The organism is Polaromonas sp. P1_H6 (genome assembly GCF_056405195.1).
In genome coordinates this window covers 44,656-70,542 of the sequence record NZ_JBFUCN010000003.1, presented here as the reverse complement: position 1 = coordinate 70,542, position 25,887 = coordinate 44,656, and the positions used below count along the sequence as shown (strand labels likewise).

The following is a 25,887-nucleotide window of genomic DNA, read 5'->3' as shown; positions in this document are numbered from 1 at the left end:
GCTCAAGCAAAATAGCGGCCTATGTTCAATATCGCCACTGTCCCCAAGTCGGCCCGCCAGGCGCTCAGCCAGGACGGCCTGAGCCTGCTGAACCCGGCCGAGCTGACGGCCACGCTGGAACTGGGTACCGCCTGGGCGCCGGCCTGGAATGCACTGACGGCCTCCTGGGACAGGCTGCCGCCGGACGCCCACCTGAAGGACGGCGGGCATTACCGCAAGCGCCGGCATTCGTGTTTTGTGCAGGAGCTGGCCGCGGGCACGCTGGTACAGACGCCGCACCGCGCGCACTGGCAGCCGACGGATTACAACGCGCTGCACGGCGGCTTTGAGCGCTGGTTCGAGCCTGTGGAGCCTGCCGTGGCGGGCGCCACGGCGTGGACGGACCTGATAGCCGGCCTGGGCAAGCTGTTTGCCCAGGTGCAGCCGGCCGAGCGCTGGCACATCGAGGCTCACCAGTTCCGCATCGACACGGCGGGCGGTGTGGGCCGGCCGACGCCGGAGGGCGCGCACCGCGACGGTGTGGACTTTGTGGTGGTGATGATGGTGGCGCGCCACGGCGTGAAGGGCGGCGAGACCCGGGTGTTCGATGCCAACGGCCCGCATGGCGTGCGATTTGTGATGCGGGAGCCGCTGACGGCGCTGCTGCTGGACGATGCGCGGGTGATCCACGAGACCACGCCGATACTGCCGGCGGACGACCAGCCTGGCGCCGGATTCCGCGATACGCTGGTGCTCACTTACCGGGCAGCTGCCTTCCAGGCACCCTGAATCCCGGGGCCGGGCTCCCGGTCCACCACTTGCCTTCCCGTCACAAAGTCTTGCACGCCTTGCGGTAAAACCCGCTTGACGGATTTAGTTTAAACCTAAACAATTAAGGCAAGATTAATCCAGAGAGTACGCTTTCATGCACATTCTTTGCCTGGGCGGTGGTCCCGCAGGTTTGTATTTCGCCCTGCTGATGAAGCTGCAAAACCCGGCCCACCAGGTGACGGTGGTAGAGCGCAACCGGCCTTTCGACACCTTCGGCTGGGGCGTGGTGCTGTCGGACCAGACCCTGGGCAACCTGCGCGCGGCCGACCCGGTCAGCGCGCAGCTGATCGGCGATGCCTTCAACCACTGGGATGACGTGGAGGTGTTCTTCAAGGGGCGCTCCGTGCGCTCCGGCGGCCACGGCTTTTGCGGGATCGGGCGCAAGCGCCTGCTCAATATCCTGCAGGAACGCTGCATCGCGCTGGGCGTGGACCTGGTGTTTGAAACCGACGTGCAGGACGACCAGGCCATCGCGGCGCAGTACAAGGCCGACGTGGTGATCGCCAGCGACGGGCTGAACAGCCGCATCCGCAACCGTTATGCCGACACCTTCAAGCCCGACGTCGAGCTGCGCGCCTGCCGTTTTGTCTGGCTGGGCACGCACAAGACTTTCGACGCCTTCACCTTTGCATTCGAGCAGACCGAGCACGGCTGGTTCGCGGCGCACGCCTACAAGTTTGACGAGAACACCTCGACCTTTATCGTGGAGACGCCGGAAGCGGTGTGGAAGGCCCACGGTCTGGACCAGATGAGCCAGGAGGACGGCATCGCGTTTTGCGAGCGACTGTTCGCCAAGTACCTGGACGGCAATGCGCTGATGAACAACGCGACGCACGTGCGCGGCTCGGCGATCTGGATACGCTTTCCGCGCGTGGTGTGCGAGCGCTGGGTGCATGAGGCCGACATCGACGGCAAACAAGTGCCGATTGTGTTGATGGGCGATGCGGCGCACACCGCGCATTTCTCGATCGGCAGCGGGACCAAGCTGGCCCTGGAAGATGCGATTGAATTGACCAATTGTTTTGCGCAGCACGGCGATGCCACGGCGGCGCTGCAGGCCTATGAAGCGCTGCGCTCGGTCGAGGTGCTGAAGATCCAGAACGCGGCACGCAACTCGACCGAATGGTTCGAGAACGTGGATCGCTACAGCGGCATGGGGGCCGAGCAGTTCTTTTATTCGCTGCTGACGCGCTCGCAGCGCATCAGCCATGAAAACCTGCGCGTGCGCGATGCAGCCTGGCTACAAGGTTATGAGCAGTGGCTGGCCAGGAGCAATGCTGCCCACGCGCCGCCGCCCATGCTGCTGCCGCTCAAGGTGCGCGAACTCAGTTTGAAGAATCGCATTGTCGTGTCGCCCATGGCCACCTACAGCGCGGTGGATGGCGTGCCCCAGGACTTTCACCTGGTGCACCTGGGCGCGCGCGCGCTGGGTGGCGCGGCGCTGGTGTTTGTGGAAATGACTTCGCCCTGCCCCGAAGGCCGCATCACGCCGGGCTGCCCGGGCCTGTGGAACGAAGCGCAGACCACTGCCTTCAAGCGCATCGTGAATTTTGTGCATGCCTCGGGCGCGGGTGCAAAGATGGGCCTGCAGCTGGGCCACAGCGGGCCCAAGGGTTCAACGCAGGTGGGCTGGGAAGCGTCCGACGAGCCGCTGCCCAGCGGCAACTGGCCGTTGCTGGCGGCCAGCGCGGTGGCTTACGGCCCGACCAACCAGGTTCCGCAGGCGATGACGCGTGCCGACATGGACCGTGTGAAGGCGGAGTTTGTGCAATCCACCCGCTATGCAGCCGACGCCGGCTTTGACTGGCTGGAACTGCATTGCGCGCACGGCTACCTGCTGTCGAGCTTTATCACGCCGCTGACCAACCAGCGCACGGACGACTACGGTGGCAGCCTGGAAAACCGCTGCCGCTTTCCGCTCGAGGTGTTCAGCGCGATGCGCGCGATATGGCCGGCGCATCTGCCCATGAGCGTGCGGATCTCGGCGCACGACTGGGCGCCGGGCGGCAACACGGCGGACGACGCGGTGGCCATTGCGCGCATGTTCAAGGCCGCGGGCTGCGATTTCATCGACGTGTCGTCGGGCCAGACCACGCGTGCGGCCAAGCCGATTTATGGCCGCATGTACCAGACGCCATTTGCCGACCGCATCCGCAACGAGGTGGGCATACAGACCATCGCCGTGGGCGCGATCTCGGAAGTCGACCACGTCAACAGCATCATCGCGGCGGGCCGCGCAGACCTGTGCGCGATTGCGCGCCCGCACCTGGCCGACCCGGCCTGGACGCTGCACGAGGCCGCCAAACTGCAAAGCCGCCACGTGAACTGGCCTCAGCCCTACCTGAGCGGGCGCGACCAGCTCTACCGCGAGGTCGCCAAACAGAAAGAGATGGCGGCACAGGCCGCGATCAGCAAATAAGCAAATAAGCAATAAAGCGCAAGTACACAAGGAGACCCCCATGGACATGGAAGCACGAGGCCACAGCGAACACCCTGAAGCATTGCGGCTCTGGCTGCGCATGCTGACCTGCACGCAGTTGGTGGAAAAGCAGGTGCGCACGCAGCTGCGCGAGCAGTTCGACACCACGCTGCCGCGTTTTGACCTGATGGCGCAGCTCGAGCGCAGCCCCGAGGGCCTGAAGATGAACGAGCTATCACGCCGCATGATGGTGACGGGCGGCAACGTGACGGGCATCACCGACCAGCTGGTGGCCGAAGGGCTGGTGGAGCGCGTGGACGTTGAAGGCGACCGCCGCGCCTACCGCGTACGCCTGACGCCGCGCGGGCGAAAACTCTTCGACGAGATGGCGAGCGAGCACGAAGCCTGGATCGTCGCGGCTTTCGAGGCCCTGTCGCCGCGCGAAGTCGAATCACTGCACAAGCTGCTGGGTAAGGTCAAGCAGCACCACAACCAACTCGCCGACACCAAACTGGAGACGACATGAAACATTACATCGGCCTGGCCAACCCCATGCGCTCGCATTTTGATGCGATGGCCCACTACCAGGCGGAGCATTTCGCCTATTCCTTCGATGCCGGCGTCGCGACGCTGACGCTGAACCGGCCCGAGCGCAAGAACCCGCTGACCTTTGATTCCTATGCCGAGCTGCGCGATTTGTTCCGCACGCTGAACAGCGCAACGGATGTGAAGACGGTGGTGATCACCGGCGCGGGCGGCAATTTCTGCTCGGGCGGCGACGTGCATGAAATCATCGGGCCGCTGACCAAGATGAGCATGCCGGAAATGCTGGAGTTCACGCGCATGACGGGCGACCTGATCAAGGCCATGCGCCTGTGCCCGCAGCCCATCATCGCGGCGATTGACGGCATTTGCGCCGGCGCCGGCGCCATGATGGCGCTGGCGGCCGACATGCGCCTGGGCACGGCGCAGGCCAAGACGGCCTTCCTGTTCACGCGCGTGGGCCTGGCCGGCGCCGACATGGGCGCCTGCGCGCTGCTGCCGCGCCTGATAGGCCAGGGGCGCGCCTCGGAGCTGCTGTTCACCGGAAGGGCCATGAGCGCGCAGGAGGGCCTGGCCTGGGGATTTTTCAACGCGCTGCATGAGCCGCAAGACGTGCTGGCGCAAGCGCAAAAGCTGGCGCAAGAGCTGGCCGAGGGCCCGACCTTCGCGCACGGCATGACCAAGACCATGCTGCACCAGGAATGGGCCATGACGCTGGACCAGGCGATTGAAGCCGAGGCGCAGGCGCAGGCCATCTGCATGCAGACGCAGGATTTCACGCGCGCCTACAAGGCGTTTTCAGCCAAGAAAAAACCTGTGTTCCAGGGTGATTGAACATGAAATCGACGACCGCCCACCTGGCCCTGCCTTTTTTTGACGAGGTTCACCGCGAACTGGGTTCACGCCTGGCCGGGTGGATGCCGCAGCAGCACATCGACGAGAGCGACGACCGCAAGGCCTGCAAGGAGTGGGTGAGCCTGCTGGGCGCCGAGGGCTGGCTGCGCTACTGCGTGCCGGCGGGCAAAGATGGCGCGCTGGGCGGTGCACTGGAAAAACTCGATTCGCGTGCGCTGGTGATCCTGCGCGAGACGCTGGCTTTTCATTCGCCCCTGGCCGACTTCGCCTTTGCGATGCAAGGGCTGGGCAGCGGTGCGATCACGCTGGCGGGCACGCCGGCGCAGCAGGCGGCGTATTTGCCGCTGGTAGCCAGCGGCCAGAAGATCGCGGCCTTCGCCTTGAGCGAGCCCGACGCGGGATCTGACGCGGGCGCCATGGCGACCGCCGCCACGGACACCGGCGAAGGCTGGGCGCTGAACGGCAGCAAAACCTGGATCAGCAACGGCGGCATCGCGGATTTTTACGTGACCTTCGCCAAGACCGACCCGCAGGCCGGCACGCGCGGCATCACGGCCTTTATCGTCGATGCCGACAGCGCGGGCCTGGACAGCAGCGAACACATCGCCGTGATGGCGCCGCACCCGCTGGCCACGCTGAAGTTCGCGCATTGCAAGTTGCCGAAGGATGCGCAGCTGGGCGCGCTGCACGGTGGCTTCAAGCTGGCGATGCAGACGCTGGACATTTTCCGCGCCTCCGTCGCTGCCGCCGCTCTGGGCATGGCGCGCCGTGCGCTGGCCGAGGCGGTGCGCTTCTCCAAAGAACGCAAGATGTTCGGCCAGACCCTGGCGGACTTCCAGCTCACGCAGGCCAAACTCGGCGAGATGGCGGCGCTGGTCGACGCGGCCGCGCTGCTGACCTACCGCGCGGCCTGGATGCGCGACGAGAGCGAACGCCTGGGTACCGGTGCGCGCATCACCGCCGAGGCGGCCATGGCCAAGATGACGGCCACAGAGAACGCGCAGAAAGTCATCGACATGGCGCTGCAGATGCACGGCGGCCTGGGCGTGAAAGTCGGCACCAAGGTGGAAAGCCTGTACCGCGACATCCGCTCGCTGCGCATCTACGAAGGCGCGACCGAAGTGCAGCAACTCATCATTGGAAAGGCCGTACTGCAATCATGAGCACCTCCGTCTCCGACCCCGAGCTTCCTTCCGCCGAAACGATGCCCGCGGCGCCCTCCGCGCAGGCGGACCGCTTTGTTCACGACCGCCTGCCGCCGCCTGAACAGCTGCCGCGCATGGTGTATGCGCTGCCCGAGCTGCGCGTCCCGGCGCGCGCCAACCTCGTGCAACACTTGTTCGAGAAGGCTTTTCGCGAGGGGCGCGCGGACAAGCCGCTGCTGCGCTCGGACAAGATCACGCTGAGCTACACCGACGCGCTGGAGCGTGTGAACCGGATTGCGCAGGTGCTGACCGAAAACTTCGGCCTCAAACCCGGCAACCGGGTGCTGTTGCGCGGCGGCAATTCAATAGGCATGGCGCTGGCCTGGTTGGGCGTGGTCCAGGCCGGGCTGGTCGCGGTGGCCACCATGCCGCTGTTGCGCGCCAAGGAACTCGGCGAGATCATCGAGAAAGCCCGGCCCGCGCTGGCCTTGTGCGATGCCGGCCTGCTGGAGGAACTGCAGGCGGCGCAGGCGCCAGGCGCCACGCTGCCCACCATCGTGCCCTTTAATGTGATGGACGCGCCGGGATCGCTGGCCGTACTGTCGGCGCAGAAAGACGGAAAGTTCACGCCCTGCCCCGTGTCGGCCGACGACATCGCGCTGATGGCCTTCACCTCGGGCACCACCGGCAAGCCCAAGGCCGCCGTGCACACGCACCGCGACGTGCTGGCCGCCTGCGAGGCCTGGCCGCGCCATGTGCTCAAGGCAAAGCCGGACGACATCGTGGTGGGCTCGCCGCCCCTGGCCTTTACCTTCGGCCTGGGCGGCATGCTGATTTTTCCGATGTGGGCGGGCGCCTCCGTGTATTACCCCTCCATAGGCTACACGCCGGAGGCCATGGTCAAGCTCATCAATCAGGTCGGCGCGACGGTCTGCTATACCGCGCCCACGTTTTACCGGCAGATGGCGCCTTTTGCCAAACAGCACGGCGTGCCCGGCCTGCGGCTGTGCGTGAGCGCCGGCGAGAGCCTGCCGGACGCCACGCGCCAGCTGTGGAAGGATGCCACCGGCATCGAGATGGTTGACGGCATAGGCGCGACCGAGATGTTCCACATCTTCATCTCAGCCGCCGGCGCCGAGGTGCGCCGCGGCGCCATCGGCAAGGTGGTGCCAGGTTATACCGCCAAGGTGGTGGACGAGACGGGCGCGGAAGTGCCGCGCGGCACCATCGGCAAGCTGGCCGTGGTGGGGCCCACCGGCTGCCGCTATCTTGATGACGCACGCCAGGGCAACTATGTGAAGAACGGCTGGAACTACCCGGGCGACGCCTTCATGCAGGACGCCGACGGCTATTTCTTCTACCAGGCGCGCGCCGACGACATGATTATCACGGCCGGCTACAACGTGGCCGGGCCCGAGGTGGAAGACGCGCTGCTCAAGCACCCGGCCGTGGCCGAGTGCGGTGTGGTCGGCCTGCCCGATGAGGACCGCGGTATGGTGGTGAAGGCTTTCATCGTGCTCAAGCCCGGCGAGGCCGCCGGCGACACGTTGGCCAAGGCCTTGCAAGACCACGTCAAGGCGACGCTGGCGCCTTTCAAGTACCCGCGCCAGGTCGAATTTGTGGACAAGCTGCCGCGCACCGAAACCGGCAAGCTGCAACGCTTCAAGCTGCGCCAGCCATGACGTTCACCGTTCCCAAACTGGTCCGCTTCCATCACTGCGACCCGGCCGGCATTGTTTTTTACCCGCAGTTCTTTTACCTGCTGCATGAGGTGCAGGAAGACTTCCTGGCGCACATCGGTTTTCCGGAGCACAAGCTGATCGCCGGCGGAACCGGCGTGCCCATCGTGGACCTGAAGACCGAGTTCCTGGGCATGTGCCGCAACGGCGATGCGCTCACGATCACGCTGGAATTGACGCGTATCGGCAACTCGAGCTTGGGCATGCAGTACGAAGTCCATGGCGAGGCTGGCGACATCAGGCTCAGGGCGCATGGCGTGGTCGTCTATTCCGAAGTTCCCCACGGCAAGCCTGTGCGCATTCCCGAAGCGTTGCGCAGCGCGCTGCTGCCTTATCTGCAACAAACATCCCCTGGAGACACATGATCAAGAAACTACAACCCCCCGGCTGGGCCGAGCCCAAGGGCTATGCCAACGGCATGCTGGCGCGTGGCGCGCTGCTCTTCGTGGGCGGCCAGATCGGCTGGAATGCGAAGCAGGAGTTCGAGAGCGACGACTTCATCGCACAGACCAGGCAGGCGCTGCAGAACATCCTGGCAGTGCTCCAGGCCGGCGGCGCCGGGCCCGAACACATGGTGCGCATGACCTGGTACATCGTCGACAAGGTGGAGTATGTCGCCAGGCTCAAGGAGCTGGGCGGCGCCTACCGCGAAGTCATGGGCAAGAACTTCCCGGCCATGACCTGCGTCGAGGTGGCGGGCCTGGTGGAAGACCGTGCGCGGGTGGAGATTGAAGTGACGGCGGTGGTGCCGGACTGAGCTGGGTGTGCGGGCCTGTCGGGTGGCGATGCCTGCATCGCTGCTTGATGGCCCTACCGCGGCGCGCATTCAATCAAGAATTCAAGAATGTGAGCCGGAAAGCAAAACGCCTGCTGATGCAGGCGTTTTGCTGTGAGTCCGGAGACTCACGTGTTGGTTGCGCGGGCAAGATTTGAACTTACGACCTTTGGGTTATGAGCCCAACGAGCTACCAGGCTGCTCCACCGCGCGGTATATCCGTATTGTAGCTTACTCTGCCTTGGCCGCGTCAGCGGTAGTGTCTTCCGACACTTCAGGACGGTCCACCAGTTCGACCAAAGCCATGGGTGCATTGTCGCCAACGCGGAAACCCATCTTCAGGATGCGGGTGTAGCCGCCTGGACGGGCCTTGTAGCGCGGGCCGATTTCAGCGAACAGCTTGACGACCATGTCGCGGTCGCGCAGGCGGTCGAATGCCAGGCGCTTGTTGGCCAGCGTGGGTTCTTTGCCCAGGGTGATCATGGGTTCCACCACACGGCGCAATTCCTTGGCCTTTGGCAGGGTGGTCTTGATGACTTCGTGCTGCAGCAGCGAATTCATCATGTTGCGCAGCATGGCGAGGCGGTGCTCGCTGGTGCGGTTGAGTTTACGTAGTCCGTGTCCGTGGCGCATGGTGTGTTTCCTTTTTTAAAATCCGGGCAGCCGTATCAGGTACTGCCCGTGCGAGATCCCCGTTCAGGCGGGATCTTGGGGTTTCTATTATCGCTTATCGAGGCCGGCGGGCGGCCAGCTTTCAAGGCGCATTCCGAGCGTGAGGCCGCGGGAGGCCAGCACTTCCTTGATTTCGTTCAGGGATTTACGTCCCAGGTTGGGGGTCTTGAGCAGCTCGTTTTCAGTGCGCTGGATCAGATCGCCAATGTAGTAAATGTTTTCCGCCTTGAGGCAGTTCGCCGAACGAACGGTGAGTTCGAGCTCGTCGACAGGACGCAACAGGATGGGATCGAACTGCTGCGAGCTGCGCTGAACAGGTGCGTCAAACGCGGCCAGTTCATTGCCTTCGAGCTGCGCGAACACCGCCAGTTGCTCAACCAGGATCTTGGCCGAGGCACGGACAGCATCTTCAGCCGTCACGGCGCCGTTGGTTTCGATTTCCAGCACGAGCTTGTCGAGGTCGGTGCGCTGCTCGACGCGGGCGCTTTCGACGATGTAGCTCACGCGCTTGACGGGCGAGAACGACGCGTCCAGCACGATGCGGCCGATGGACTTCGGCGATTCGTCGCCGTAGCGGCGCTGGTTGCCCGGCACATAGCCGCGGCCGTTTTCAACCTTGATCTGCATGTCGATCTTGCCGCCGTGCGACAGGTTCACGATCACGTGCTCAGGGTTGATGATTTCCACGTCGTGCGGCGTCTGGATGTCGGCGGCCGTAACCGGGCCTTCGCCGTCCTTGCGCAGGCTCAGCGTGACTTCGTCGCGGTTGTGGAGTTTGAACACCACGCCCTTGAGGTTCAACAGGATGTTGACGACGTCTTCCTGCACACCGTCGATGGACGAGTACTCGTGCAGGACACCCGCGATGGTGACTTCGGTGGCGGCGTGGCCGACCATCGAAGACAACAATACGCGGCGCAGCGCGTTGCCCAGCGTATGGCCGTAGCCACGCTCGAACGGCTCCAGAGTCACCTTGGCGCGGTTGGCGCCAAGCTGCTCAACATTGATGGTTTTTGGTTTCAACAAATTGGTCTGCATGCAGTCTTCCTCTCAATACCCTCGGTTCGTTACACCGATAAGGCCGGCGAAGCACACCCTGGCGATACGGTGCCCCGTATCGCAGGAACGAAAATTAGCGTGAGTACAACTCGACGATCAACGATTCGTTGACGTCGGCGGCAAACTCATCGCGGTCAGGAACCTTCTTGAAGGTGCCTTCGCCCTTGTCGGCGTTCACATCGACCCAGGCGGGCATGCCGACCTGTTTGGCGAGCTCGAGAGCTTCGGTGATGCGGGTCTGCTTCTTCGACTTGTCGCGCACGGCGATGATGTCGCCGGCCTTGACCATGTACGAAGGAATGTTGACCGAGCCGCCGTTGACCGTGATGGCCTTGTGCGACACCAGCTGGCGCGCTTCAGCGCGGGTCGAGCCGAAGCCCATGCGGTACACCACGTTGTCCAGGCGGCATTCCAGGATGAACAACAGGTTGGCGCCGGTATTGCCCTTGCGGCGATCGGCTTCTTCGAAGTAGCGGCGGAACTGCTTTTCGAGCACGCCGTACATGCGCTTGACTTTTTGCTTCTCGCGCAGTTGCAGGCCGAAGTCGGAAGTGCGGGTACCGGAGGTACGGCCGTGCTGACCTGGCTTGGAGTCGAATTTGGCCTTGTCGCTGATGGCGCGGCGTGCGCTCTTCAGGAACAGGTCGGTGCCTTCACGGCGGGATAGTTTGGCCTTGGGGCCTAGGTAACGTGCCACTTGAGTGTCCTTTTGTCATCTGCTGCATTTGCATGCAGGAGCCGGAGGTCGTGACCTGCCGGCGGTGGGCTTGGTAAAAATGCCTGGTATCTGACGGACTGGAAACAACCCGTCGGACAGCCAGGCACGGGGGATTAAATGCGGCGGCGCTTTTGCGGGCGGCAGCCGTTGTGCGGAACCGGGGTCACGTCGGCAATCGAATTGATCCGGATGCCGAGCGCGCCCAAAGCGCGAACAGACGATTCACGGCCGGGACCGGGACCCTTGATTTCAACGTCAAGGTTCTTGATGCCCTGTTCAATGGCGGCGCGGCCTGCTACTTCCGAAGCGACCTGCGCTGCGAAAGGAGTGGATTTGCGCGAGCCCTTGAAGCCCTGGCCACCGGAGGAAGCCCAGGACAAGGCATTGCCCTGGCGATCCGTGATGGTGATGATCGTGTTGTTGAAAGAAGCGTGCACGTGGGCGATGCCATCGGCCACGTTCTTGCGAACTTTCTTGCGAACGCGCTGTGCGGCGTTATTGCTTGGTGATTTTGCCATGACGACCTCTCAATTATTTCTTCAAAGCTGCTGCGGCCTTGCGCGGACCCTTGCGGGTGCGGGCGTTGGTCCGGGTACGCTGGCCGCGCATGGGCAGGCCACGACGGTGGCGGAAGCCGCGGTAGCAGCCGATGTCCATCAGGCGCTTGATGTTCATCGTGGTTTCACGACGCAAGTCACCTTCGATGGTGAACAGGGCGATCTGCTCACGGATTTTTTCCAGGTCGCCATCGGTCAGGTCTTTGACCTTTTTGGCGTAGGCGATGTCGCATGCTTCGCAGATTTTGCGAGCGCGCGTGCGACCGATGCCAAAGATAGCAGTCAAGCCGATTTCGGCGTGCTGCTGCGGCGGAATATTGATACCAGCGATACGAGCCATGTTCGTCCTCTAAAACTCTTGAAATCAGCCTTGACGCTGTTTGTGGCGCGGGTCCGTGCAGATCACACGAACAACGCCCTTGCGCCGGATAACCTTGCAGTTGCGGCAAATCTTCTTGACCGAAGCTGAAACTCTCATTTCTATTACTCCTAAACTTTCACTCTGTGCTTACTTGGCACGGAAAACAATGCGTGCGCGCGATAAATCGTAAGGCGTCAATTCAACCGTTACCTTGTCACCGGGGAGAATGCGGATGTAGTGCATACGCATTTTTCCCGAGATGTGCCCCAGTACAACATGTCCATTTTCCAGCTTCACCCTGAAAGTTGCATTGGGGAGGTTTTCTACAACCTCGCCTTGCATCTGGATCACATCGTCTTTAGACATATCCCATCAAATATCCAGTTAACCGCCCAGTGACGTCTTGAAGTTCGCCTTTTTAAGCAACGACTCATACTGTTGCGACATCATGTAGTTCTGCACCTGGGCCATGAAATCCATGGTCACCACGACAATAATCATCAACGACGTGCCGCCGAAATAGAAGGGCACGTTGTATTTCAAAATCAAAAACTCAGGCAACAGGCACACGAATGTGATGTACACCGCACCTGCCAGCGTCAAGCGCACCAGGATTTTGTCAATATAGCGAGCCGTCTGGTCACCTGGGCGAATGCCGGGGATGAAGGCGCCGCTCTTCTTCAGGTTGTCCGCCGTTTCACGGCTGTTGAACACCAGGGCCGTGTAGAAGAAGCAGAAAAACACAATCGCGCTGGCATACAGCATCACATAGATCGGCTGGCCCGGGGTCAGCGTGCTGGCGATGTCCTTGAGCCAGCGCATGCTGTCACCAGCACTGAACCAGCCCACAACGGTCGCCGGCAACAAGATGATCGACGAAGCGAAGATCGGAGGGATCACACCCGCCATGTTCAGCTTCAGCGGCAAGTGCGATGACTGTCCGCCGTAGACCTTGTTGCCCACCTGTCGCCGCGCATAGTTCACAAGAATCTTGCGCTGGCCCCGCTCCACGAACACCACAAAATACGTTACCAGCACAACCACAGCGACGATCAGGATGGCGATCACGATGCTCATGGCGCCGGTTCGTACCAGTTCCAGCAAGCCGCCCATCGCATTCGGCAGGCCGGCCGCGATACCCGCAAAAATCAGGATCGAAATACCGTTGCCCAAACCGCGCTCGGTGATCTGCTCGCCCAGCCACATCAAAAACATGGTGCCGGCCGTCAGGCTGAAAACCGCCGTCATACGGAAACCGAAGCCAGGCACCAGGACCAGGCCAGGCGAGCTCTCCAGTGCCACGGCAATCCCCATGGACTGGAACAGTGCCAGGGCCAGCGTGCCGTAACGCGTGTACTGGGTGATCTTGCGGCGGCCGCTTTCACCCTCTTTTTTCATCTGCTCGAACGTCGGAACGACGTAGGTCATCAGTTGCATGATGATCGAGGCCGAGATGTACGGCATGATGCCCAGGGCAAACACCGTGAACCGCGACAAGGCACCACCCGAGAACATATTGAACAGGTTCAATATGCCGCCTTGCTGGCCCTTGAAAAGCTCTTTCAGCTGGCCAGGGTCAATCCCCGGCACCGGGATGTGCGCGCCGATGCGGTACACCACCAGGGCCAGCAGCAAAAACACAAGCCTGTTGCGCAGGTCACCGTACTTGCCGGTTTTCGCAATTTGAGCCGAGTTGGTTGCCACTGATGTATCCAGTCAGGTATTAAGCGACGGAGCCGCCGGCGGCTTCGATCACGGTCTTGGCAGCCGCCGTGGCGGAAATGCCGTTCAGCTTCACAGCCTTGGTCAGTTCGCCGGTCTTGATGACCTTGACGTTCTTGGCGAGCTGGCCCACCAGGCCGGCCGTCTTCAGTGCCAGCAGGTCCACTTCGGCCAAGCCGAGTTGTTCCAGCGCACCGAGAGTGACTTCGGCGTTGAACTTCAGCAGATGCGACTTGAAGCCACGCTTTGGCAAGCGGCGCTGCATAGGCATTTGACCGCCTTCAAAGCCGACCTTGTGGTAGCCGCCCGCGCGGGACTTCTGTCCCTTGTGGCCGCGGCCCGACGTTTTGCCCAGGCCGGAGCCGATGCCGCGACCGACACGGCGCTTGGCATGTTTGGCGCCTTGGCCAGGCTTGATTCCGTTCAATTCCATGATGAGTCTCCGCTCAGACAATCTTGACCAGATAGCTGATCTTGTTGATCATGCCGCGCACTGCGGGCGTGTCCTGCAGTTCGCTGACGCTGTTGACGCCACGAAGGCCCAGACCGCGCACGGTGGCGCGATGCGATTCCTTGGTGCCAATCGGGCTGCGAACCAGCTGGACTTTTACTTTGGTTTCTTTGGTCATTTCAATGCCGCCTTAGCCGAAGATTTCTTCGACTGATTTACCACGCTTGGCCGCAATTTCAGAAGCGGTCGTGGAGTTGTTCAGTGCATCCATGGTGGCGCGCACCATGTTGTAGGGATTGCTCGAACCATGGCTCTTGGCCACGATGTCGGTAATGCCCATGACTTCGAAAACAGCGCGCATCGGGCCGCCGGCAATGATGCCGGTACCCTTGGGAGCCGGCGCCATCATGACGCTGGCTGCACCGTGGTGGCCGAAAACATTGTGGTGGATCGTGCCGTTCTTCAACGAGACCTTGGTCATGTTGCGGCGCGCTTCTTCCATGGCCTTCTGCACGGCTGCCGGCACTTCTTTCGATTTGCCCTTACCCATGCCGACGCGGCCGTCACCGTCACCAACCACCGTGAGTGCGGCGAAACCGAGGATACGGCCGCCCTTCACGACTTTGGTCACGCGGTTGACCGCGATCATTTTTTCCTTCAGACCATCGTCTGGAGCGTCGTTGTTCGATTTTGCTTGAAACTTAGCCATACTTAATTCCAGTCTGCTTAGAACTGCAAGCCAGCTTCGCGGGCCGCATCAGCCAGCGCTTTAACGCGGCCGTGGTACGCAAAACCGGCGCGATCAAACGCCACTTTTTCAACACCTGCCGCTTTTGCCTTTTCGGCAATGCGCTTGCCGATGGCCTGCGCAGCAGCAACGTTTCCGCCCTTACCCGAGGCGCCGATGTCCTTGCGCACTTCGACTTCCGCGGTGGAAGCGGCAGCCAGCACCTTGGTGCCGTCGCCAGAGATAACAGTGGCGTAGATGTGCAAGTTGGTGCGGTTGACGGTCAGACGGGCAACACCTTGCGTGGCAATGCGGATGCGGGTCTGGCGTGAACGACGAAGGCGCTGCTCTTTTTTGGTCAACATGATGCAGCTCCTTATTTCTTCTTGGTTTCTTTGATCGTGATTTTTTCATCCGAATAACGGATGCCCTTGCCCTTGTAAGGCTCGGGAGGACGGACGGCGCGCACTTCGGCGGCGATCTGTCCCACACGCTGGCGGTCGGAACCCTTGATGATGACTTCGGTCGGCGTAGGCGTTTCCACCTTGATACCGGCCGGCATGTCCATCACCACTGGATGGGAGTAACCCACCGTCAGGTTCAGCTTGGCGCCTTGGGCCTGGGCTTTGTAACCCACGCCGATCAGGCTGAGCTTTTTCTCAAAGCCCTTGGTCACGCCGGTCACCATGTTGTTCACGAGCTGGCGCATCGTGCCGCTCATGGCATTGGCTTCACGCGAATCGTTGGCCGGCACAAAGGTCAGCTTGCCTGCATCGTTCTTGATGGTGACAAGCGCGTTTTGCGTCAGCGCCAAGGTGCCGAGGGCGCCCTTGACGTTAATCTGGTCTTCTTTCATGGCCACGTCCACACCCTGGGGGATGGAGACCGGCATTTTTCCTACACGAGACATTTCAGTTTCTCCTCAATGCCGCCGTTAGGCCACGTAGCAAAGCACTTCACCACCGATACCGGTAGCGCGGGCTTTACGATCAGTCATGACACCTTGCGGCGTCGTGACAATTGCCACGCCAAGGCCGTTCATGACCTGGGGGATGGCGCCATGGCCTTTGTAGACACGGAGACCGGGGCGGCTGACGCGCTCGATGCGCTCAATCACGGGGCGGCCTGCGTAATACTTCAGGGCGATTTCCAGCTGGGACTTGCCTTCGTCGGTCTTGACGGAGAAGCCATCGATGTAGCCCTCATCCTTCAGTACCTGCGCGATGGCAACTTTGACTTTCGACGACGGCACCAGCACAACGGCTTTTTCAACCATTTGTGCATTGCGGATGCGGGTCAACATGTCGGCGATAGGATCACTCATGCTCATTTTGTGGTTCTCCTATGCTTACCAGCTGGCCTTGGTGATACCAGGGATATCACCAGCAAAAGCCAACTCGCGGATCTTGGCGCGAGCCAGGCCGAATTGACGGAACGTACCGCGTGGGCGACCCGTGATCGCGCAGCGGTTGCGCTGGCGGGTAGGGTTGGCATTGCGGGGCAACTTTTGCAGCTCGAGGCGGGCCAGAGCGCGTTCGTCGTCCGAGCGCTTGGCGTCGTTGGACGTCGCCTTGAGTTCAGCGTATTTTTTGGCGAACTTGGCCGCGAGTTTCTCGCGCTTCAGTTCACGTTGCAGTAAAGCTTGTTTTGCCATGTCCCGCCTCAGTTCTTGAACGGAAAACGGAAAGCGGTGAGAAGTGCCTTGCACTCTTCATCGGTCTTTGCCGTGGTGGTGATGCTGATATTGAGACCGCGCAAGGCGTCAACCTTGTCGTACTCGATCTCAGGGAAAATGATCTGCTCTTTCACGCCGATGTTGTAGTTTCCGCGGCCGTCGAAGGCCCGGCCGGAAATACCGCGGAAGTCACGCACGCGCGGCAGGGCCACGGTAACGAAACGATCGAGGAACTCATACATCTTCACGCCGCGCAGGGTGACCATGCAACCGATGGGCAGGTCTTCGCGGATCTTGAAACCGGCGATAGCCTTTTTGGCCTTGGTCACGACGGGCTTCTGGCCGGCAATCTTGGTCATGTCGCCGACGGCGTTGTCCATGACTTTCTTGTCGGCAACAGCCTCGCTCACGCCCATGTTGAGCGTGATCTTGGTGATGCGGGGAACCTGCATCGGCGAGGTGTAGCCGAATTTTTCAATCAGGCCGGGGGCGATTTTTTCGCGGTACTGGGCCTGCAGGCGAGCCTGCGGAGCAGCTTGTTGTACAGGTGCGGTCTTTGCCATGTTATGCAGCCTTGATTTCTTCGCCGCTGGACTTGAAGACGCGCACTTTTTTGCCGTCTGCCAGAAGCTTGATGCCAACGCGATCCGCCTTGCCGGTTGCGGCATTGAAGATTGCCACGTTCGACTGGTGAATCGGCATGCTTTTTTCGACGATACCGCCGGTGGTGCCCTTGAGGGGATTGGGCTTGGTGTGTTTTTTCACCAGGTTGATCCCGTCCACCAGCACGTAGCTGTCGTCTTTGCGCAGCGAAATCTTGCCGCGCTTGCCTTTGTCGCGACCGGCGATCACGATGATCTCGTCGCCTTTACGGATTTTGTTCATGGCGAGTCCTTACAGAACTTCAGGAGCCAGGGACACGATCTTCATGAACTTTTCAGTGCGCAGTTCACGCGTCACTGGTCCGAAGATGCGGGTGCCGATAGGCTCCAGCTTGGCGTTAAGCAACACTGCTGCGTTGCCGTCGAATTTGACGAGGGAGCCGTCACCGCGGCGGATACCCTTGGCGGTGCGAACGACCACTGCACTGTAAACCTCGCCTTTTTTGACGCGGCCACGCGGAGCGGCTTCTTTGATGCTCACCTTGATGACGTCACCAACGCTGGCGTACCGGCGCTTGGAGCCGCCCAGAACCTTGATGCACATCACGGACTTGGCACCCGTGTTGTCAGCAACATCGAGCTTGGATTGCGTTTGAATCATTTAAATGTGTTCCCAACTTGCACCGGAAGGCAACCCCTTGGGATCACCAGCCAATCAGTCTTGGGCCTGTCGTCCACACCGCAAACCACTTGCGATGCTTCCGTTAGGCAGAATTCCTCGCCTTTTAGAGCGAAGCCCACGATTATCACTAAATCACCCGGCACTGTCAACCGGCTGTTGTGAAAATATCCCCGTCAAGGCCCAGCAAGTGGCTTCGCCAGCCTGCACAGCCTCGGAATCGATCTCGCCACCGGGCCAGGGAGGCCAGACGAAATCACCGCGAAAGCCAATATGAATAACGACTGATAGCTATAAAAAATGGAGCGCTTCTGGGGCGATACTTTCCTTCAGTGGGTATTCGCTTTTCTCCCCGAAAGCCGCCGAAAAATCAGTCCGGCAGGCTCAAGTACTGGCCGCAGAGCGCCAAAAACGCGTCCAGTTGCGGATCCACTCCGTTTTCCTGCTGCAGCAAGGTCGCCACTTCCGGCGCCAGGGTCCTGGCCAACGCGGCATCGAGGAACAGCAGGCGGGAGCGGCGTGCCAACACGTCTTCCACCGTGCGAGCATATTCATGGCGGGCGGCAAAACGCACCATGGCTTCCGTCAGGCCGCCGCCCAGTTCACGGGCCGCCCCAGGCAGGCCGTCCAGGGCCGGCGCTTCACTGCCATATAGATGAGCCCCAGGCGCCTCACTGATCTTGTGATTTGAGTTGTGAGCGCCAACTAACTTCAAATGCGTGGTGGCGCTTGCTGCCCGTGCCGGGAGCAGCGCCGCGCCAAAACATTTGTCCAGCACGTCTTCGGCCATCGCGCGATAGGTGGTCCATTTCCCGCCCGTGACAGTGACCAGGCCGCTTTTGCTGACCAGTACCGTGTGTTCGCGCGACAGCGCCTGGGTGCTCCCGGCGTCCTCATCCGGCGGTTTGACCAGGGGCCGCAGCCCCACCCAGATGCTTTTGATATCCGCCGGGCCAGGGGCGCGGCTCAAATAGCGCGCGGATTCGCGCAGGATGAAATCGACCTCTTCCCTGAAAGGCAGCGGTTCGCGGGCCAGGTCGTGGCGCGGCGTGTCAGTGGTGCCCAGGATGGTCTTTCCGAGCCAGGGCACGGCAAACAGCACCCGGCCGTCGGCCGTCTTGGGTACCAACAGGGCGTGGTCGGTCGGCAAAAACGAGCGGTCCACGACGATGTGCACGCCCTGGCTGGGCGCCACCATGGGCTTGGCGTCACGGCCTATGGCCTGGCCGTCCTGCATACGCAGCTGGTCCACCCAGACGCCGGCGGCGTTCACCACGCAGTTCGCCCGGATCTCGAACACCTGCCCCGTCTCCTGGTCGCGCGCATGCAGGCCGACCAGCTTGCCGCCTTCATGGATCAGGCCGGTGGCCGGGCAGTAGTTCACCAGCAGCGCGCCCTGTCGCGCCGCCGTGCGGGCCAGGGCCAGCGCCAGCCGCGCGTCGTCGAACTGGCCGTCCCAGTATTTGACGCCGCCCTTGAGGTCTTGCGGCTGCACGTTCGGCAGGTACGCAAGGGTTTCCCGGCGGTTGAGAAATTCCGTGGCGCCCAGGCCCGCTTTGCCGGCCAGCGCGTCATACATCTTGAGTCCTATGCCGTAAAACGGCGCCTCCCAGAATTTGTAGGAAGGCATGACAAAAGGCAGCGGCTGGGCCAGGTGCGGTGCATTGGCCAGCAGCGTGGTGCGCTCGTGCAAGGCCTCGCGCACCAGAGAGATATTGCCCTGGGCCAGGTAGCGCACGCCGCCGTGCACCAGCTTGGTGGCACGCGAGGACGTGCCTTTGGCGAAATCGTGCGACTCCACCAGCACGACGGAAAAGCCGCGCGCGGCGGCGTCCAGCGCCACGCCGAGTCCGGTGGCACCACCGCCAATGATCGCAATGTCATAGTGCCGCGGCTCGGCGAGCCTGGCCATCAAGTCCTGGCGCCGCGTCGCCGCAGGCGCTGATTCAGTTGTCATGGGCTTAGATTCCCGTTCCATACAAACCCATTTTTTTAAGTGCGCCCGAGCTTACCCCAGCGCTACGGCAACAGCCCTCACGGACCGCCGCCTCCAGCTTCAGCAAAAAACAGGCCGTGCGGCACCGATGCGCCGCACGGCCTGCGGGGGTCAGCGCACCTTGCCGTCTTTCCAGGCCTGCAGCAGCTTGTCGTAGTTGATGGTCTCGCCCTTGGGCTTTTCATTGGCCAGCTTGGCCCATGGCGCACCCTTGTCGCTCAGCCATTTGGCCGGATCGCCTTTGGGGTTGAGCTTGGGCGCGCAGTGGGCCATGCCGGCGCGCTCCAGGCGTCCCATCACCTGGTCCATCTCGTCGGCCAGCGTATCCATCGCACCCTGAGGGGTCTTCTCGCCCGTCACGGCCTGCGCCACGTTCTTCCACCAGAGCTGCGCCAGCTTGGGGTAGTCGGGCACGTTGTTGCCGGTCGGCGTCCAGGCCACGCGGGCCGGGCTACGGTAGAACTCGATCAGGCCGCCGTAATTGGCGGCATTCTTGGTGAAGTAGTCGTGGTGGATATCGCTGTCGCGGATGAAGGTCAGGCCCACCACCGATTTCTTGGCGGAGACGGTCTTGGACGTGATGAACTGGGCATACAGCCAGGCGGCCGCCACCTTGTTGGGGTCATGGTCCTTGAAGAAAGTCCAGGAGCCCACGTCCTGGTAGCCGTTTTGCATGCCCTGCTTCCAGTAGGGGCCGTTGGGGCCGGGTGCCATACGCCACTTCGGCGTGCCGTCGGCGTTCACCACGGGCAGGCCCTTCTTGGTCATGTCGGCGGTAAAGGCCGTGTACCAGAAGATCTGCTGGGCGATCTGCCCCTGGGCCGGCACCGGACCGGCTTCGCCAAAGGTCATGCCGCTGGCCTCCTTGGGCGCGTACTTCTTCATCCAGTCCACATACTTGGTCAGCGCGTAAACCGCGGCCGGCGAATTGGTGGCGCCGCCGCGCGAAACCGAAGCGCCCACCGGCGTGCACTTGTCGGCTGCCACCCGGATGCCCCACTCGTCCACCGGCATGCCGTTGGGAATGCCCTTATCGGCGGTACCGGCCATGGACAACCAGGCATCGGTAAAGCGCCAGCCCAGCGACGGGTCCTTTTTGCCGTAATCCATGTGGCCGTAGATGGGCTTGCCGTCTATGGTTTTCACGTCGTTGGTGAAGAACTCCGCGATGTCTTCGTAGGCGCTCCAGTTCAGCGGCACGCCCAGCTCGTAGCCGTACTTGGCCTTGAACTTGTCCTGCAGGTCCTTGCGCGCGAACAGGTCGGCGCGGAACCAGTAAAGGTTGGCAAACTGCTGGTCTGGCAACTGGTAGAGCTTGCCGTCGGGCGCCGTGGTGAAACTGGTACCGATGAAGTCCTTGAGGTCCAGGCCTGGGTTGGTGTATTCCTTGCCCGCGCCGGCCATGTAGTCGGACAACGCCAGTATCTTGCCGTAGCGGTAGTGGGTGCCTATCAAGTCGGAGTCGGAAATCCAGCCGTCGTAAATCGACTTGCCGGACTGCATGGAAGTCTGCAGCTTCTCGACCACGTCGCCTTCCTGGATGATGTCGTGCTTGACCTTGATGCCGGTGATTTCCTCAAAGGCCTTGGCCAGCGTCTTCGACTCGTATTCATGGGTGGTGATGGTCTCGGACACGACCGAGATTTCCTTCACACCCTTGGCCTGCAGCTTCTTGGCCGTGTCGATGAACCATTTCATCTCGGCCTGCTGCTTGTCCTTGGACAGCGTGGAGGGCTGGAATTCGCTGTCAATCCACTTCTTGGCCTCGGCTTCGCCAGCCCAGCCGGGGCTGGCCATGGCACACACCGCGGCCACCGCCAATGCCGTATATCGCATCTTCATGACTTGTCTCCTCATTGGTTCACTCCCCGTGGTTGAAGGTTTGTTCGGCTCCGGGGAATATGAGCCGGGTTCCTTTTTCTCCGAACATCTCTTTTCTTCGCGTCCCGCCCGCTAGCCCTTGCGCATGATCCATGCGAGCAACACCAGGGACAGCAGAAAACTGATCCAGATCGAGGGGTCGGCCTCCAGCCCCAGCCAGCCGGCCAGCTTGCCGCTGATGCCGACAAAAATCAGGTTCACATAGGCCGCGCTGAGCAGGCCGATGAACAGCCGGTCGCCGCGCGTGGTTTCCAGCGGCAAAAAGCCGCGCCGCAGCGTCGTTGGCGACTTGAGCTCCCACACCGTCATGCCCACCAGCATCAGCACGATGCAGCTGAAAAAAATCGCCACCGGCGTCGTCCAGGCCATCCACTCAAACATGTTGCTTCCTTTCTAGACCCTGCCCATGGCAAAGCCCTTGGCGATGTAGTTGCGCACAAACCAGATCACGATCGCGCCCGGCACGATGGTCAGCACGCCGGCCGCGGCAAGCGTGGCCCAGTCCATGCCCGAAGCCGATACCGTGCGGGTCATGGTCGCGACGATGGGCTTGGCATTGACGCTGGTCAGTGTGCGCGCCAGCAGCAGCTCGACCCAGCTGAACATGAAGCAGAAAAACGCCGCCACGCCGACACCGGCCTTGATCAGCGGCAGGAAGATGCGCACAAAAAAGCGCGGGAAGGAGTAGCCGTCGATATAGGCGGTCTCGTCGATCTCGCGCGGGATTCCGCTCATGAAACCTTCCAGGATCCACACCGCCAGGGGCACGTTGAACAGCAGGTGGGCCAGCGCCACCGCGATGTGGGTGTCCATCAGCCCTACCGTGGTGTAAAGCTGGAAGAAGGGCAGCAGAAACACCGCCGGCGGCGTCATGCGGTTGGTCAGCAGCCAGAAGAACACATGCTTGTCGCCCAGGAAGCTGTAACGCGAAAACGCGTAAGCGGCCGGCAGCGCCACGGTGATGGAGATCACCGTGTTGATGGCGACGTAGATCAGGCTGTTGATGTAACCCGAATACCAGGACGGGTCGGTGAAGATGGTCTTGTAGTTATTCCAGGTGAAGTCCTGGGGAAAGAAGGAAAAGCTCGACAGGATCTCGCTGTTGGTCTTGAAGCTCATGTTGACCATCCAGTAGATGGGCAGGAGCGCGAACACAATGTAGGCAATTAAAAACAGTGTGCGCGCCTGAAACTTGGGGGTGTTCATTCCACGCCTTCTTTCTCTTGCGTACCCACGCGCTGCATCCAGTTGTAGAGGATGAAGCACAGCAGCAGGATGATCAAAAAGTAAATCAGCGAGAAGGCAGCCGCCGGGCCCAGGTCGAACTGGCCGACGGCTTTTTGCGTCAGGTATTGCGACAGGAAGGTCGTGGCATTGCCCGGCCCGCCGCCCGTGAGCACAAAAGGTTCGGTGTAGATCATGAAGCTGTCCATGAAGCGCAGCAGCACGGCGATCATCAGCACGCCGCGCATCTTGGGAAGCTGGATGTAGCGAAACACCGCGAACTTGCTGGCGCCGTCTATGCGCGCGGCCTGGTAATAGGCGTCCGGAATCGAGCGCAGGCCGGCATAGCACAGCAGGGCCACCAGCGGCGTCCAGTGCCAGACGTCCATCATCAGCACCGTCGCCCAGGCATGGGTGGCATTGCCGGTATAGCTGTAGTCAAAGCCCATCTTCTGCAGCATCGCGCCCAGCAGGCCGATGTCGGCCCGGCCGTAGATCTGCCAGATGGTGCCCACCACGTTCCAGGGAATCAGCAGCGACAGCGCGACCAGCACCAGCACCAGCGAAGCCTTCCAGCCCTGGGCCGGCATGGACAAGGCCAGCGCGATGCCCAGCGGAATCTCGACCGCCAGCACCGCCAGCGAGAAAGTGAGCTGGCGCCAAAGCGCGGCATGCAGGTCTTCGTCGCGCATCACAGCGGCGAACCATTCGGTGCCGACAAACACGCGGCGCTCGGGTGAGATGATGTCCTGCACCGAGTAATTAACCACCGTCATGAGCGGCAGGATGGCGGAAAACGCCACGCAGATGATGACCGGCAGCACCAGCAGCCAGGCTTTCTGGTTGATGGGTTTTGTGGTTGTACTCATGCTTCCACCAATTCGTCATTGAGGTACAGACAAGTGTGCGGCCCCATGACCTGCAGCCACACTTCCTCGCCCACCTGGGGCGGCCTCACGGCCGGGTTCAGCCGGGCTTTCAGCGTGTGTTCGCCGATCCGGGCCGTCAGCATCAGGTGGGTGCCTATGTCCTGCACCAGCATGGCGGTGAAGGGCAGCGCCGCCGGGTCGCCGAGTGCGGTCTTCACCACATACTCGGGACGCACACCCAGCTTGAGGTCGCCGTCGGGCATAGCGCGCCCGGGCGGCAGCGCCAGCGGCCGGTCCGCGACGCGCAAAGCGCCGGCCGTCACCGTGGCGGGCAAAAAGTTCATGCCGGGCGAACCAATGAAGTGGCCCACAAAGGTGTGGCGGGGCCGCTCGAACAGCGCATCGGCCGAACCGGTCTGCACCGCGCGGCCGCGCGTCATCACCACCACCTCTTCGGCAAAGGTCAGCGCCTCCACCTGGTCGTGCGTGACGTAGATCAGCGTGAGCTTGAGTTCGTGGTGGATCTGCTTTAGCTTGCGCCGCAGCTGCCATTTGAGGTGCGGGTCAATCACCGTGAGCGGCTCGTCGAACAGCACGGCCGACACGTCGGGCCGCACCAGGCCGCGGCCCAGCGAGATCTTCTGTTTGGCATCCGCCGCGAGCCCGGCCGCGCGCTGGTTGAGCTGGCCGCTCATGTCCAGCATCTCGGCGATTTCGCCCACGCGTTTTTTGATCTGCTCTTCCGGCACCTTGCGGTTGCGCAGCGGGAAGGCCAGGTTTTCAGCCACCGTCATGGTGTCGTAGATCACCGGGAACTGGAAGACCTGCGCGATATTGCGCTGCTGCGGCGTCGCGCGCGTCACGTCGACACCGTCGAACTTGACCGTGCCCTTGGAAGGCACCAGCAGGCCGGACATGACGTTGAGCATGGTGGTCTTGCCGCAGCCCGAGGGGCCCAGCAGCGCGTAGGCGCCGCCATCGCGGAAGCTCATCGTGAGCGGCAGCAGCGCGTAGTCGCTGTCTTCACGCGGGTTGGGCCGGTAGGCATGGGCCAGGTCCAGGTCAATGCGCGCCATAAGACCTCCGTGGTGCCAGCAGCAGCGCGCCGTCCGCATCAAACACATAGACCTGCGCCGGATCCAGGTACAGGGTGACGGGCGCGCCGAGGTCAAAGTAGTGCACGCCCGTGAGCTGGGCCACCAGCTCGCCCACGGCCGTGGCCACGTGGACAAACGTGTCGGAGCCCGAAATTTCGGCCAGCTCGACCTTGCCCGGTAGCGCCACGTCGCCTTCGCGCGCCGTGACACGCAGCGCGCTGCCGCGAACCCCCGCGGTGAAAGACACGAGGCGCTGGGCCGGCGCGTCGGGCAGCGCCAGGTTCAAGGCCGGGCCGCCCTTCAGTTGCAGGCCTTGGGCCGCGGGCAGGGCCGCCATCAGGTTCATGGGCGGGTCGCTGAAGGCGCGCGCCACGCGCAGTGACTGCGGCGCGTGGAAGACCTCGGCGGTGGGACCGTATTGCAGCAGCTCGCCGCCATCCATCACGGCGGTGTAGCCGCCCAGCAGCAGGGCCTCGCCCGGCTCGGTGGTGGCATAGATGACCGTGGAGTCGCCGGCGGCGAACAGCTGGGTCAGCTCTTCGCGCAGTTCCTCGCGTAGCTTGTAATCCAGGTTGACCAGCGGCTCGTCGAGCAGCATCAGCGGTGCGCCCTTGGCCAGCGCACGCGCCAGAGCCACGCGCTGCTGCTGCCCGCCCGAGAGCTCGGCCGGGTAGCGGTCCAGAAACATGTCGATGTGCAGGCGCGCGGCCAGGCTGCGCACTTTCTGCTCTATGTCTTTTTCGCCGCGCAGCTTGAGCGGCGAGGCGATGTTGTCGGCCACACGCAGCGACGGGTAGTTGATGAACTGCTGGTAGACCATGGCGACGTTGCGCTCGCGCACCGGCATGCCGGTCACGTCGGCCTCGTTGACCCGCACTTTGCCCTGCGTGGGAACGTCCAGGCCCGCCATGATGCGCATCAGGCTGGTTTTGCCGGCCTGCGTGGCGCCCAGCAGGACCGTGACTTCCCCGCTGCGCGGCGCCAGGCTCATGTCGTAGAGCCACTGCTCGGCGCCGACTTTTTTGCTGATCTGGTCCAGAGTCAGCTGCATTACGCCCCTCCCCCGCCCGGCAGGAGCTCAGAGGGGCCGCTCCGCGCGGCGGCCGGGGCCACAACAGCCAAGGAATTGAAGGTGCTCAACAAGAAAAACTCTCCTCGCAAAACAAATGGACGAAACTTGGTGAAGTTCGGTTTTTTTCTATTTTTCTTCCTTTGTGATTGTTTTATCTAATTGTTTTCCCTTATCTGTTTCCTTTTGTTTCGATATAAAGTTTCTTTCAGGCCTTTCCTCCGTCATCCTTTAAGTCCTTT

At 62.0% G+C, this 25,887-nt stretch carries 33 protein-coding genes and 1 tRNA gene; 8 read left to right on the top strand and 26 right to left on the bottom strand.

Annotated features, from left to right (window positions below; genetic code table 11):
• Window positions 1-21: 21 nt before the first annotated feature.
• From AC1D1F_RS04025 to AC1D1F_RS03990, 8 genes are all read left to right on the top strand, one after another.
• Complete coding sequence (locus AC1D1F_RS04025) at window positions 22-768, top strand: 2OG-Fe dioxygenase family protein (protein ID WP_477674873.1); 747 nt, start codon at window positions 22-24, stop codon at window positions 766-768.
• 136 nt (window positions 769-904) lie between these two features.
• Window positions 905-3,229 carry a bifunctional salicylyl-CoA 5-hydroxylase/oxidoreductase gene (locus tag AC1D1F_RS04020; protein WP_477674872.1) on the top strand — a complete coding sequence of 775 codons (2,325 nt, stop codon included), beginning with the start codon at window positions 905-907 and terminating at the stop codon, window positions 3,227-3,229.
• 40 nt (window positions 3,230-3,269) lie between these two features.
• Window positions 3,270-3,755: a MarR family winged helix-turn-helix transcriptional regulator gene (locus AC1D1F_RS04015; RefSeq protein ID WP_436156926.1), complete on the top strand. Its 486-nt coding sequence runs from the start codon at window positions 3,270-3,272 to the stop codon at window positions 3,753-3,755.
• Window positions 3,752-4,606, top strand: a complete 855-nt coding sequence (locus tag AC1D1F_RS04010) for an enoyl-CoA hydratase family protein (RefSeq protein ID WP_477674871.1) — start codon at window positions 3,752-3,754, stop codon at window positions 4,604-4,606. The genes AC1D1F_RS04015 and AC1D1F_RS04010 overlap by 4 nt, the downstream gene beginning before the upstream one ends.
• Before the next feature lie 2 nt (window positions 4,607-4,608).
• Entirely contained in the window at window positions 4,609-5,790 is a 1,182-nt protein-coding gene (locus AC1D1F_RS04005) for an acyl-CoA dehydrogenase family protein (protein WP_477674870.1), read from the top strand.
• Complete coding sequence (locus AC1D1F_RS04000; RefSeq protein WP_477696103.1) at window positions 5,787-7,454, top strand: benzoate-CoA ligase family protein; 1,668 nt, start codon at window positions 5,787-5,789, stop codon at window positions 7,452-7,454. Before AC1D1F_RS04005 ends, AC1D1F_RS04000 begins: the two co-directional genes overlap by 4 nt.
• The gene (locus tag AC1D1F_RS03995; protein WP_477696104.1) at window positions 7,451-7,876 is read left to right on the top strand and encodes an acyl-CoA thioesterase; all 426 of its coding nucleotides are present in this window, start codon (window positions 7,451-7,453) and stop codon (window positions 7,874-7,876) included. Before AC1D1F_RS04000 ends, AC1D1F_RS03995 begins: the two co-directional genes overlap by 4 nt.
• Window positions 7,873-8,268, top strand: a complete 396-nt coding sequence (locus tag AC1D1F_RS03990; RefSeq protein WP_477674867.1) for a RidA family protein — start codon at window positions 7,873-7,875, stop codon at window positions 8,266-8,268. Before AC1D1F_RS03995 ends, AC1D1F_RS03990 begins: the two co-directional genes overlap by 4 nt.
• Window positions 8,269-8,422: 154 nt before the next feature.
• Here AC1D1F_RS03990 and AC1D1F_RS03985 read toward each other — a convergent pair.
• The 26 genes from AC1D1F_RS03985 to AC1D1F_RS03860 all read right to left on the bottom strand — a co-directional run bounded on the left by AC1D1F_RS03985 (window position 8,423) and on the right by AC1D1F_RS03860 (window position 25,627).
• A tRNA-Met gene (locus tag AC1D1F_RS03985) sits at window positions 8,423-8,499 on the bottom strand.
• 18 nt (window positions 8,500-8,517) lie between these two features.
• Entirely contained in the window at window positions 8,518-8,919 is a 402-nt protein-coding gene (gene rplQ / locus AC1D1F_RS03980) for a 50S ribosomal protein L17 (RefSeq protein WP_007869297.1), read from the bottom strand.
• An 87-nt stretch (window positions 8,920-9,006) separates the two neighbouring features.
• A complete protein-coding gene (locus AC1D1F_RS03975; protein ID WP_122954336.1) occupies window positions 9,007-9,996 on the bottom strand; it encodes a DNA-directed RNA polymerase subunit alpha in 990 nt (329 codons plus the stop codon).
• Between the two features lie 94 nt (window positions 9,997-10,090).
• Window positions 10,091-10,714 carry a 30S ribosomal protein S4 gene (gene rpsD, locus AC1D1F_RS03970; RefSeq protein WP_411878479.1) on the bottom strand — a complete coding sequence of 208 codons (624 nt, stop codon included), beginning with the start codon at window positions 10,712-10,714 and terminating at the stop codon, window positions 10,091-10,093.
• Window positions 10,715-10,848: 134 nt separating this feature from the next.
• Window positions 10,849-11,253, bottom strand: a complete 405-nt coding sequence (rpsK, locus tag AC1D1F_RS03965; protein ID WP_007869288.1) for a 30S ribosomal protein S11 — start codon at window positions 11,251-11,253, stop codon at window positions 10,849-10,851.
• 13 nt (window positions 11,254-11,266) lie between these two features.
• On the bottom strand, window positions 11,267-11,632 hold the full coding sequence (gene rpsM / locus AC1D1F_RS03960; RefSeq protein ID WP_074579313.1) for a 30S ribosomal protein S13: 366 nt from the start codon (window positions 11,630-11,632) through the stop codon (window positions 11,267-11,269).
• A gap of 24 nt (window positions 11,633-11,656) precedes the next feature.
• A complete protein-coding gene (rpmJ, locus tag AC1D1F_RS03955) occupies window positions 11,657-11,770 on the bottom strand; it encodes a 50S ribosomal protein L36 (RefSeq protein ID WP_028820150.1) in 114 nt (37 codons plus the stop codon).
• A 30-nt stretch (window positions 11,771-11,800) separates the two neighbouring features.
• Entirely contained in the window at window positions 11,801-12,019 is a 219-nt protein-coding gene (gene infA, locus AC1D1F_RS03950; protein ID WP_007869286.1) for a translation initiation factor IF-1, read from the bottom strand.
• A gap of 18 nt (window positions 12,020-12,037) precedes the next feature.
• Window positions 12,038-13,357 (bottom strand): preprotein translocase subunit SecY, encoded by a 1,320-nt coding sequence (gene secY / locus AC1D1F_RS03945; RefSeq protein WP_477696105.1) that lies wholly within the window; start codon window positions 13,355-13,357, stop codon window positions 12,038-12,040.
• A gap of 19 nt (window positions 13,358-13,376) precedes the next feature.
• Window positions 13,377-13,808: a 50S ribosomal protein L15 gene (gene rplO / locus AC1D1F_RS03940; protein ID WP_477674864.1), complete on the bottom strand. Its 432-nt coding sequence runs from the start codon at window positions 13,806-13,808 to the stop codon at window positions 13,377-13,379.
• 13 nt (window positions 13,809-13,821) lie between these two features.
• Complete coding sequence (gene rpmD / locus AC1D1F_RS03935) at window positions 13,822-14,004, bottom strand: 50S ribosomal protein L30 (protein WP_122954340.1); 183 nt, start codon at window positions 14,002-14,004, stop codon at window positions 13,822-13,824.
• Window positions 14,005-14,016: 12 nt separating this feature from the next.
• Window positions 14,017-14,535, bottom strand: a complete 519-nt coding sequence (gene rpsE, locus AC1D1F_RS03930) for a 30S ribosomal protein S5 (RefSeq protein WP_092130234.1) — start codon at window positions 14,533-14,535, stop codon at window positions 14,017-14,019.
• Between the two features lie 17 nt (window positions 14,536-14,552).
• Complete coding sequence (gene rplR / locus AC1D1F_RS03925; protein ID WP_411884579.1) at window positions 14,553-14,918, bottom strand: 50S ribosomal protein L18; 366 nt, start codon at window positions 14,916-14,918, stop codon at window positions 14,553-14,555.
• Window positions 14,919-14,929: 11 nt separating this feature from the next.
• On the bottom strand, window positions 14,930-15,463 hold the full coding sequence (rplF, locus tag AC1D1F_RS03920; RefSeq protein WP_477696106.1) for a 50S ribosomal protein L6: 534 nt from the start codon (window positions 15,461-15,463) through the stop codon (window positions 14,930-14,932).
• A 24-nt stretch (window positions 15,464-15,487) separates the two neighbouring features.
• Window positions 15,488-15,883 carry a 30S ribosomal protein S8 gene (gene rpsH, locus AC1D1F_RS03915; RefSeq protein WP_122954342.1) on the bottom strand — a complete coding sequence of 132 codons (396 nt, stop codon included), beginning with the start codon at window positions 15,881-15,883 and terminating at the stop codon, window positions 15,488-15,490.
• An 18-nt stretch (window positions 15,884-15,901) separates the two neighbouring features.
• On the bottom strand, window positions 15,902-16,207 hold the full coding sequence (gene rpsN / locus AC1D1F_RS03910; protein WP_411878484.1) for a 30S ribosomal protein S14: 306 nt from the start codon (window positions 16,205-16,207) through the stop codon (window positions 15,902-15,904).
• 8 nt (window positions 16,208-16,215) lie between these two features.
• Window positions 16,216-16,791, bottom strand: coding sequence for a 50S ribosomal protein L5 (gene rplE, locus AC1D1F_RS03905; RefSeq protein WP_477653824.1), 576 nt, complete (start codon window positions 16,789-16,791; stop codon window positions 16,216-16,218).
• Between the two features lies 1 nt (window position 16,792).
• Window positions 16,793-17,113 (bottom strand): 50S ribosomal protein L24, encoded by a 321-nt coding sequence (gene rplX / locus AC1D1F_RS03900; protein ID WP_122954344.1) that lies wholly within the window; start codon window positions 17,111-17,113, stop codon window positions 16,793-16,795.
• Window positions 17,114-17,122: 9 nt separating this feature from the next.
• Window positions 17,123-17,491: a 50S ribosomal protein L14 gene (gene rplN, locus AC1D1F_RS03895; RefSeq protein WP_007869247.1), complete on the bottom strand. Its 369-nt coding sequence runs from the start codon at window positions 17,489-17,491 to the stop codon at window positions 17,123-17,125.
• Between the two features lie 388 nt (window positions 17,492-17,879).
• A complete protein-coding gene (locus tag AC1D1F_RS03890; RefSeq protein WP_477696746.1) occupies window positions 17,880-19,466 on the bottom strand; it encodes a glycerol-3-phosphate dehydrogenase/oxidase in 1,587 nt (528 codons plus the stop codon).
• A 150-nt stretch (window positions 19,467-19,616) separates the two neighbouring features.
• Window positions 19,617-21,347, bottom strand: a complete 1,731-nt coding sequence (locus AC1D1F_RS03885; RefSeq protein WP_477700658.1) for an ABC transporter substrate-binding protein — start codon at window positions 21,345-21,347, stop codon at window positions 19,617-19,619.
• Window positions 21,348-21,458: 111 nt separating this feature from the next.
• Window positions 21,459-21,767 (bottom strand): DUF2160 domain-containing protein, encoded by a 309-nt coding sequence (locus AC1D1F_RS03880; protein ID WP_436156939.1) that lies wholly within the window; start codon window positions 21,765-21,767, stop codon window positions 21,459-21,461.
• A 12-nt stretch (window positions 21,768-21,779) separates the two neighbouring features.
• Entirely contained in the window at window positions 21,780-22,592 is an 813-nt protein-coding gene (locus AC1D1F_RS03875) for a carbohydrate ABC transporter permease (RefSeq protein ID WP_477678900.1), read from the bottom strand.
• Window positions 22,589-23,479: a carbohydrate ABC transporter permease gene (locus AC1D1F_RS03870; RefSeq protein WP_477678899.1), complete on the bottom strand. Its 891-nt coding sequence runs from the start codon at window positions 23,477-23,479 to the stop codon at window positions 22,589-22,591. Before AC1D1F_RS03870 ends, AC1D1F_RS03875 begins: the two co-directional genes overlap by 4 nt.
• Complete coding sequence (locus tag AC1D1F_RS03865; RefSeq protein WP_477678898.1) at window positions 23,476-24,555, bottom strand: ABC transporter ATP-binding protein; 1,080 nt, start codon at window positions 24,553-24,555, stop codon at window positions 23,476-23,478. Before AC1D1F_RS03865 ends, AC1D1F_RS03870 begins: the two co-directional genes overlap by 4 nt.
• Entirely contained in the window at window positions 24,542-25,627 is a 1,086-nt protein-coding gene (locus AC1D1F_RS03860) for an ABC transporter ATP-binding protein (protein WP_477696748.1), read from the bottom strand. Before AC1D1F_RS03860 ends, AC1D1F_RS03865 begins: the two co-directional genes overlap by 14 nt.
• Window positions 25,628-25,887: the final 260 nt, after the last annotated feature.

What these genes read in the sequence shown, in the direction of transcription:
- AC1D1F_RS04015 (WP_436156926.1), top strand. Translation starts at nt 3,270, where the DNA reads ATGGACATGGAAGCACGAGGCCACAGCGAACACCCTGAAGCATTGCGG.
- rpmJ (WP_028820150.1), bottom strand. Translation starts at nt 11,770, where the DNA reads ATGAGAGTTTCAGCTTCGGTCAAGAAGATTTGCCGCAACTGCAAGGTT.
- rplF (WP_477696106.1), bottom strand. Translation starts at nt 15,463, where the DNA reads ATGTCTCGTGTAGGAAAAATGCCGGTCTCCATCCCCCAGGGTGTGGAC.
- AC1D1F_RS03880 (WP_436156939.1), bottom strand. Translation starts at nt 21,767, where the DNA reads ATGTTTGAGTGGATGGCCTGGACGACGCCGGTGGCGATTTTTTTCAGC.
- AC1D1F_RS03995 (WP_477696104.1), top strand. Translation starts at nt 7,451, where the DNA reads ATGACGTTCACCGTTCCCAAACTGGTCCGCTTCCATCACTGCGACCCG.
- AC1D1F_RS03975 (WP_122954336.1), bottom strand. Translation starts at nt 9,996, where the DNA reads ATGCAGACCAATTTGTTGAAACCAAAAACCATCAATGTTGAGCAGCTT.
- rpsH (WP_122954342.1), bottom strand. Translation starts at nt 15,883, where the DNA reads ATGAGCATGAGTGATCCTATCGCCGACATGTTGACCCGCATCCGCAAT.
- AC1D1F_RS03990 (WP_477674867.1), top strand. Translation starts at nt 7,873, where the DNA reads ATGATCAAGAAACTACAACCCCCCGGCTGGGCCGAGCCCAAGGGCTAT.
- AC1D1F_RS04000 (WP_477696103.1), top strand. Translation starts at nt 5,787, where the DNA reads ATGAGCACCTCCGTCTCCGACCCCGAGCTTCCTTCCGCCGAAACGATG.
- rplQ (WP_007869297.1), bottom strand. Translation starts at nt 8,919, where the DNA reads ATGCGCCACGGACACGGACTACGTAAACTCAACCGCACCAGCGAGCAC.
- AC1D1F_RS04025 (WP_477674873.1), top strand. Translation starts at nt 22, where the DNA reads ATGTTCAATATCGCCACTGTCCCCAAGTCGGCCCGCCAGGCGCTCAGC.
- AC1D1F_RS04010 (WP_477674871.1), top strand. Translation starts at nt 3,752, where the DNA reads ATGAAACATTACATCGGCCTGGCCAACCCCATGCGCTCGCATTTTGAT.
- rpsE (WP_092130234.1), bottom strand. Translation starts at nt 14,535, where the DNA reads ATGGCTAAGTTTCAAGCAAAATCGAACAACGACGCTCCAGACGATGGT.
- rplN (WP_007869247.1), bottom strand. Translation starts at nt 17,491, where the DNA reads ATGATTCAAACGCAATCCAAGCTCGATGTTGCTGACAACACGGGTGCC.
- rplO (WP_477674864.1), bottom strand. Translation starts at nt 13,808, where the DNA reads ATGGAATTGAACGGAATCAAGCCTGGCCAAGGCGCCAAACATGCCAAG.
- rplR (WP_411884579.1), bottom strand. Translation starts at nt 14,918, where the DNA reads ATGTTGACCAAAAAAGAGCAGCGCCTTCGTCGTTCACGCCAGACCCGC.
- AC1D1F_RS03875 (WP_477678900.1), bottom strand. Translation starts at nt 22,592, where the DNA reads ATGAACACCCCCAAGTTTCAGGCGCGCACACTGTTTTTAATTGCCTAC.
- AC1D1F_RS04005 (WP_477674870.1), top strand. Translation starts at nt 4,609, where the DNA reads ATGAAATCGACGACCGCCCACCTGGCCCTGCCTTTTTTTGACGAGGTT.
- rplE (WP_477653824.1), bottom strand. Translation starts at nt 16,791, where the DNA reads ATGGCAAAGACCGCACCTGTACAACAAGCTGCTCCGCAGGCTCGCCTG.
- AC1D1F_RS03885 (WP_477700658.1), bottom strand. Translation starts at nt 21,347, where the DNA reads ATGAAGATGCGATATACGGCATTGGCGGTGGCCGCGGTGTGTGCCATG.
- AC1D1F_RS03870 (WP_477678899.1), bottom strand. Translation starts at nt 23,479, where the DNA reads ATGAGTACAACCACAAAACCCATCAACCAGAAAGCCTGGCTGCTGGTG.
- infA (WP_007869286.1), bottom strand. Translation starts at nt 12,019, where the DNA reads ATGTCTAAAGACGATGTGATCCAGATGCAAGGCGAGGTTGTAGAAAAC.
- rpmD (WP_122954340.1), bottom strand. Translation starts at nt 14,004, where the DNA reads ATGACCAAAGAAACCAAAGTAAAAGTCCAGCTGGTTCGCAGCCCGATT.
- rplX (WP_122954344.1), bottom strand. Translation starts at nt 17,113, where the DNA reads ATGAACAAAATCCGTAAAGGCGACGAGATCATCGTGATCGCCGGTCGC.
- AC1D1F_RS03890 (WP_477696746.1), bottom strand. Translation starts at nt 19,466, where the DNA reads ATGACAACTGAATCAGCGCCTGCGGCGACGCGGCGCCAGGACTTGATG.
- AC1D1F_RS03860 (WP_477696748.1), bottom strand. Translation starts at nt 25,627, where the DNA reads ATGCAGCTGACTCTGGACCAGATCAGCAAAAAAGTCGGCGCCGAGCAG.
- rpsN (WP_411878484.1), bottom strand. Translation starts at nt 16,207, where the DNA reads ATGGCAAAACAAGCTTTACTGCAACGTGAACTGAAGCGCGAGAAACTC.
- AC1D1F_RS03865 (WP_477678898.1), bottom strand. Translation starts at nt 24,555, where the DNA reads ATGGCGCGCATTGACCTGGACCTGGCCCATGCCTACCGGCCCAACCCG.
- AC1D1F_RS04020 (WP_477674872.1), top strand. Translation starts at nt 905, where the DNA reads ATGCACATTCTTTGCCTGGGCGGTGGTCCCGCAGGTTTGTATTTCGCC.
- rpsM (WP_074579313.1), bottom strand. Translation starts at nt 11,632, where the DNA reads ATGGCTCGTATCGCTGGTATCAATATTCCGCCGCAGCAGCACGCCGAA.
- rpsK (WP_007869288.1), bottom strand. Translation starts at nt 11,253, where the DNA reads ATGGCAAAATCACCAAGCAATAACGCCGCACAGCGCGTTCGCAAGAAA.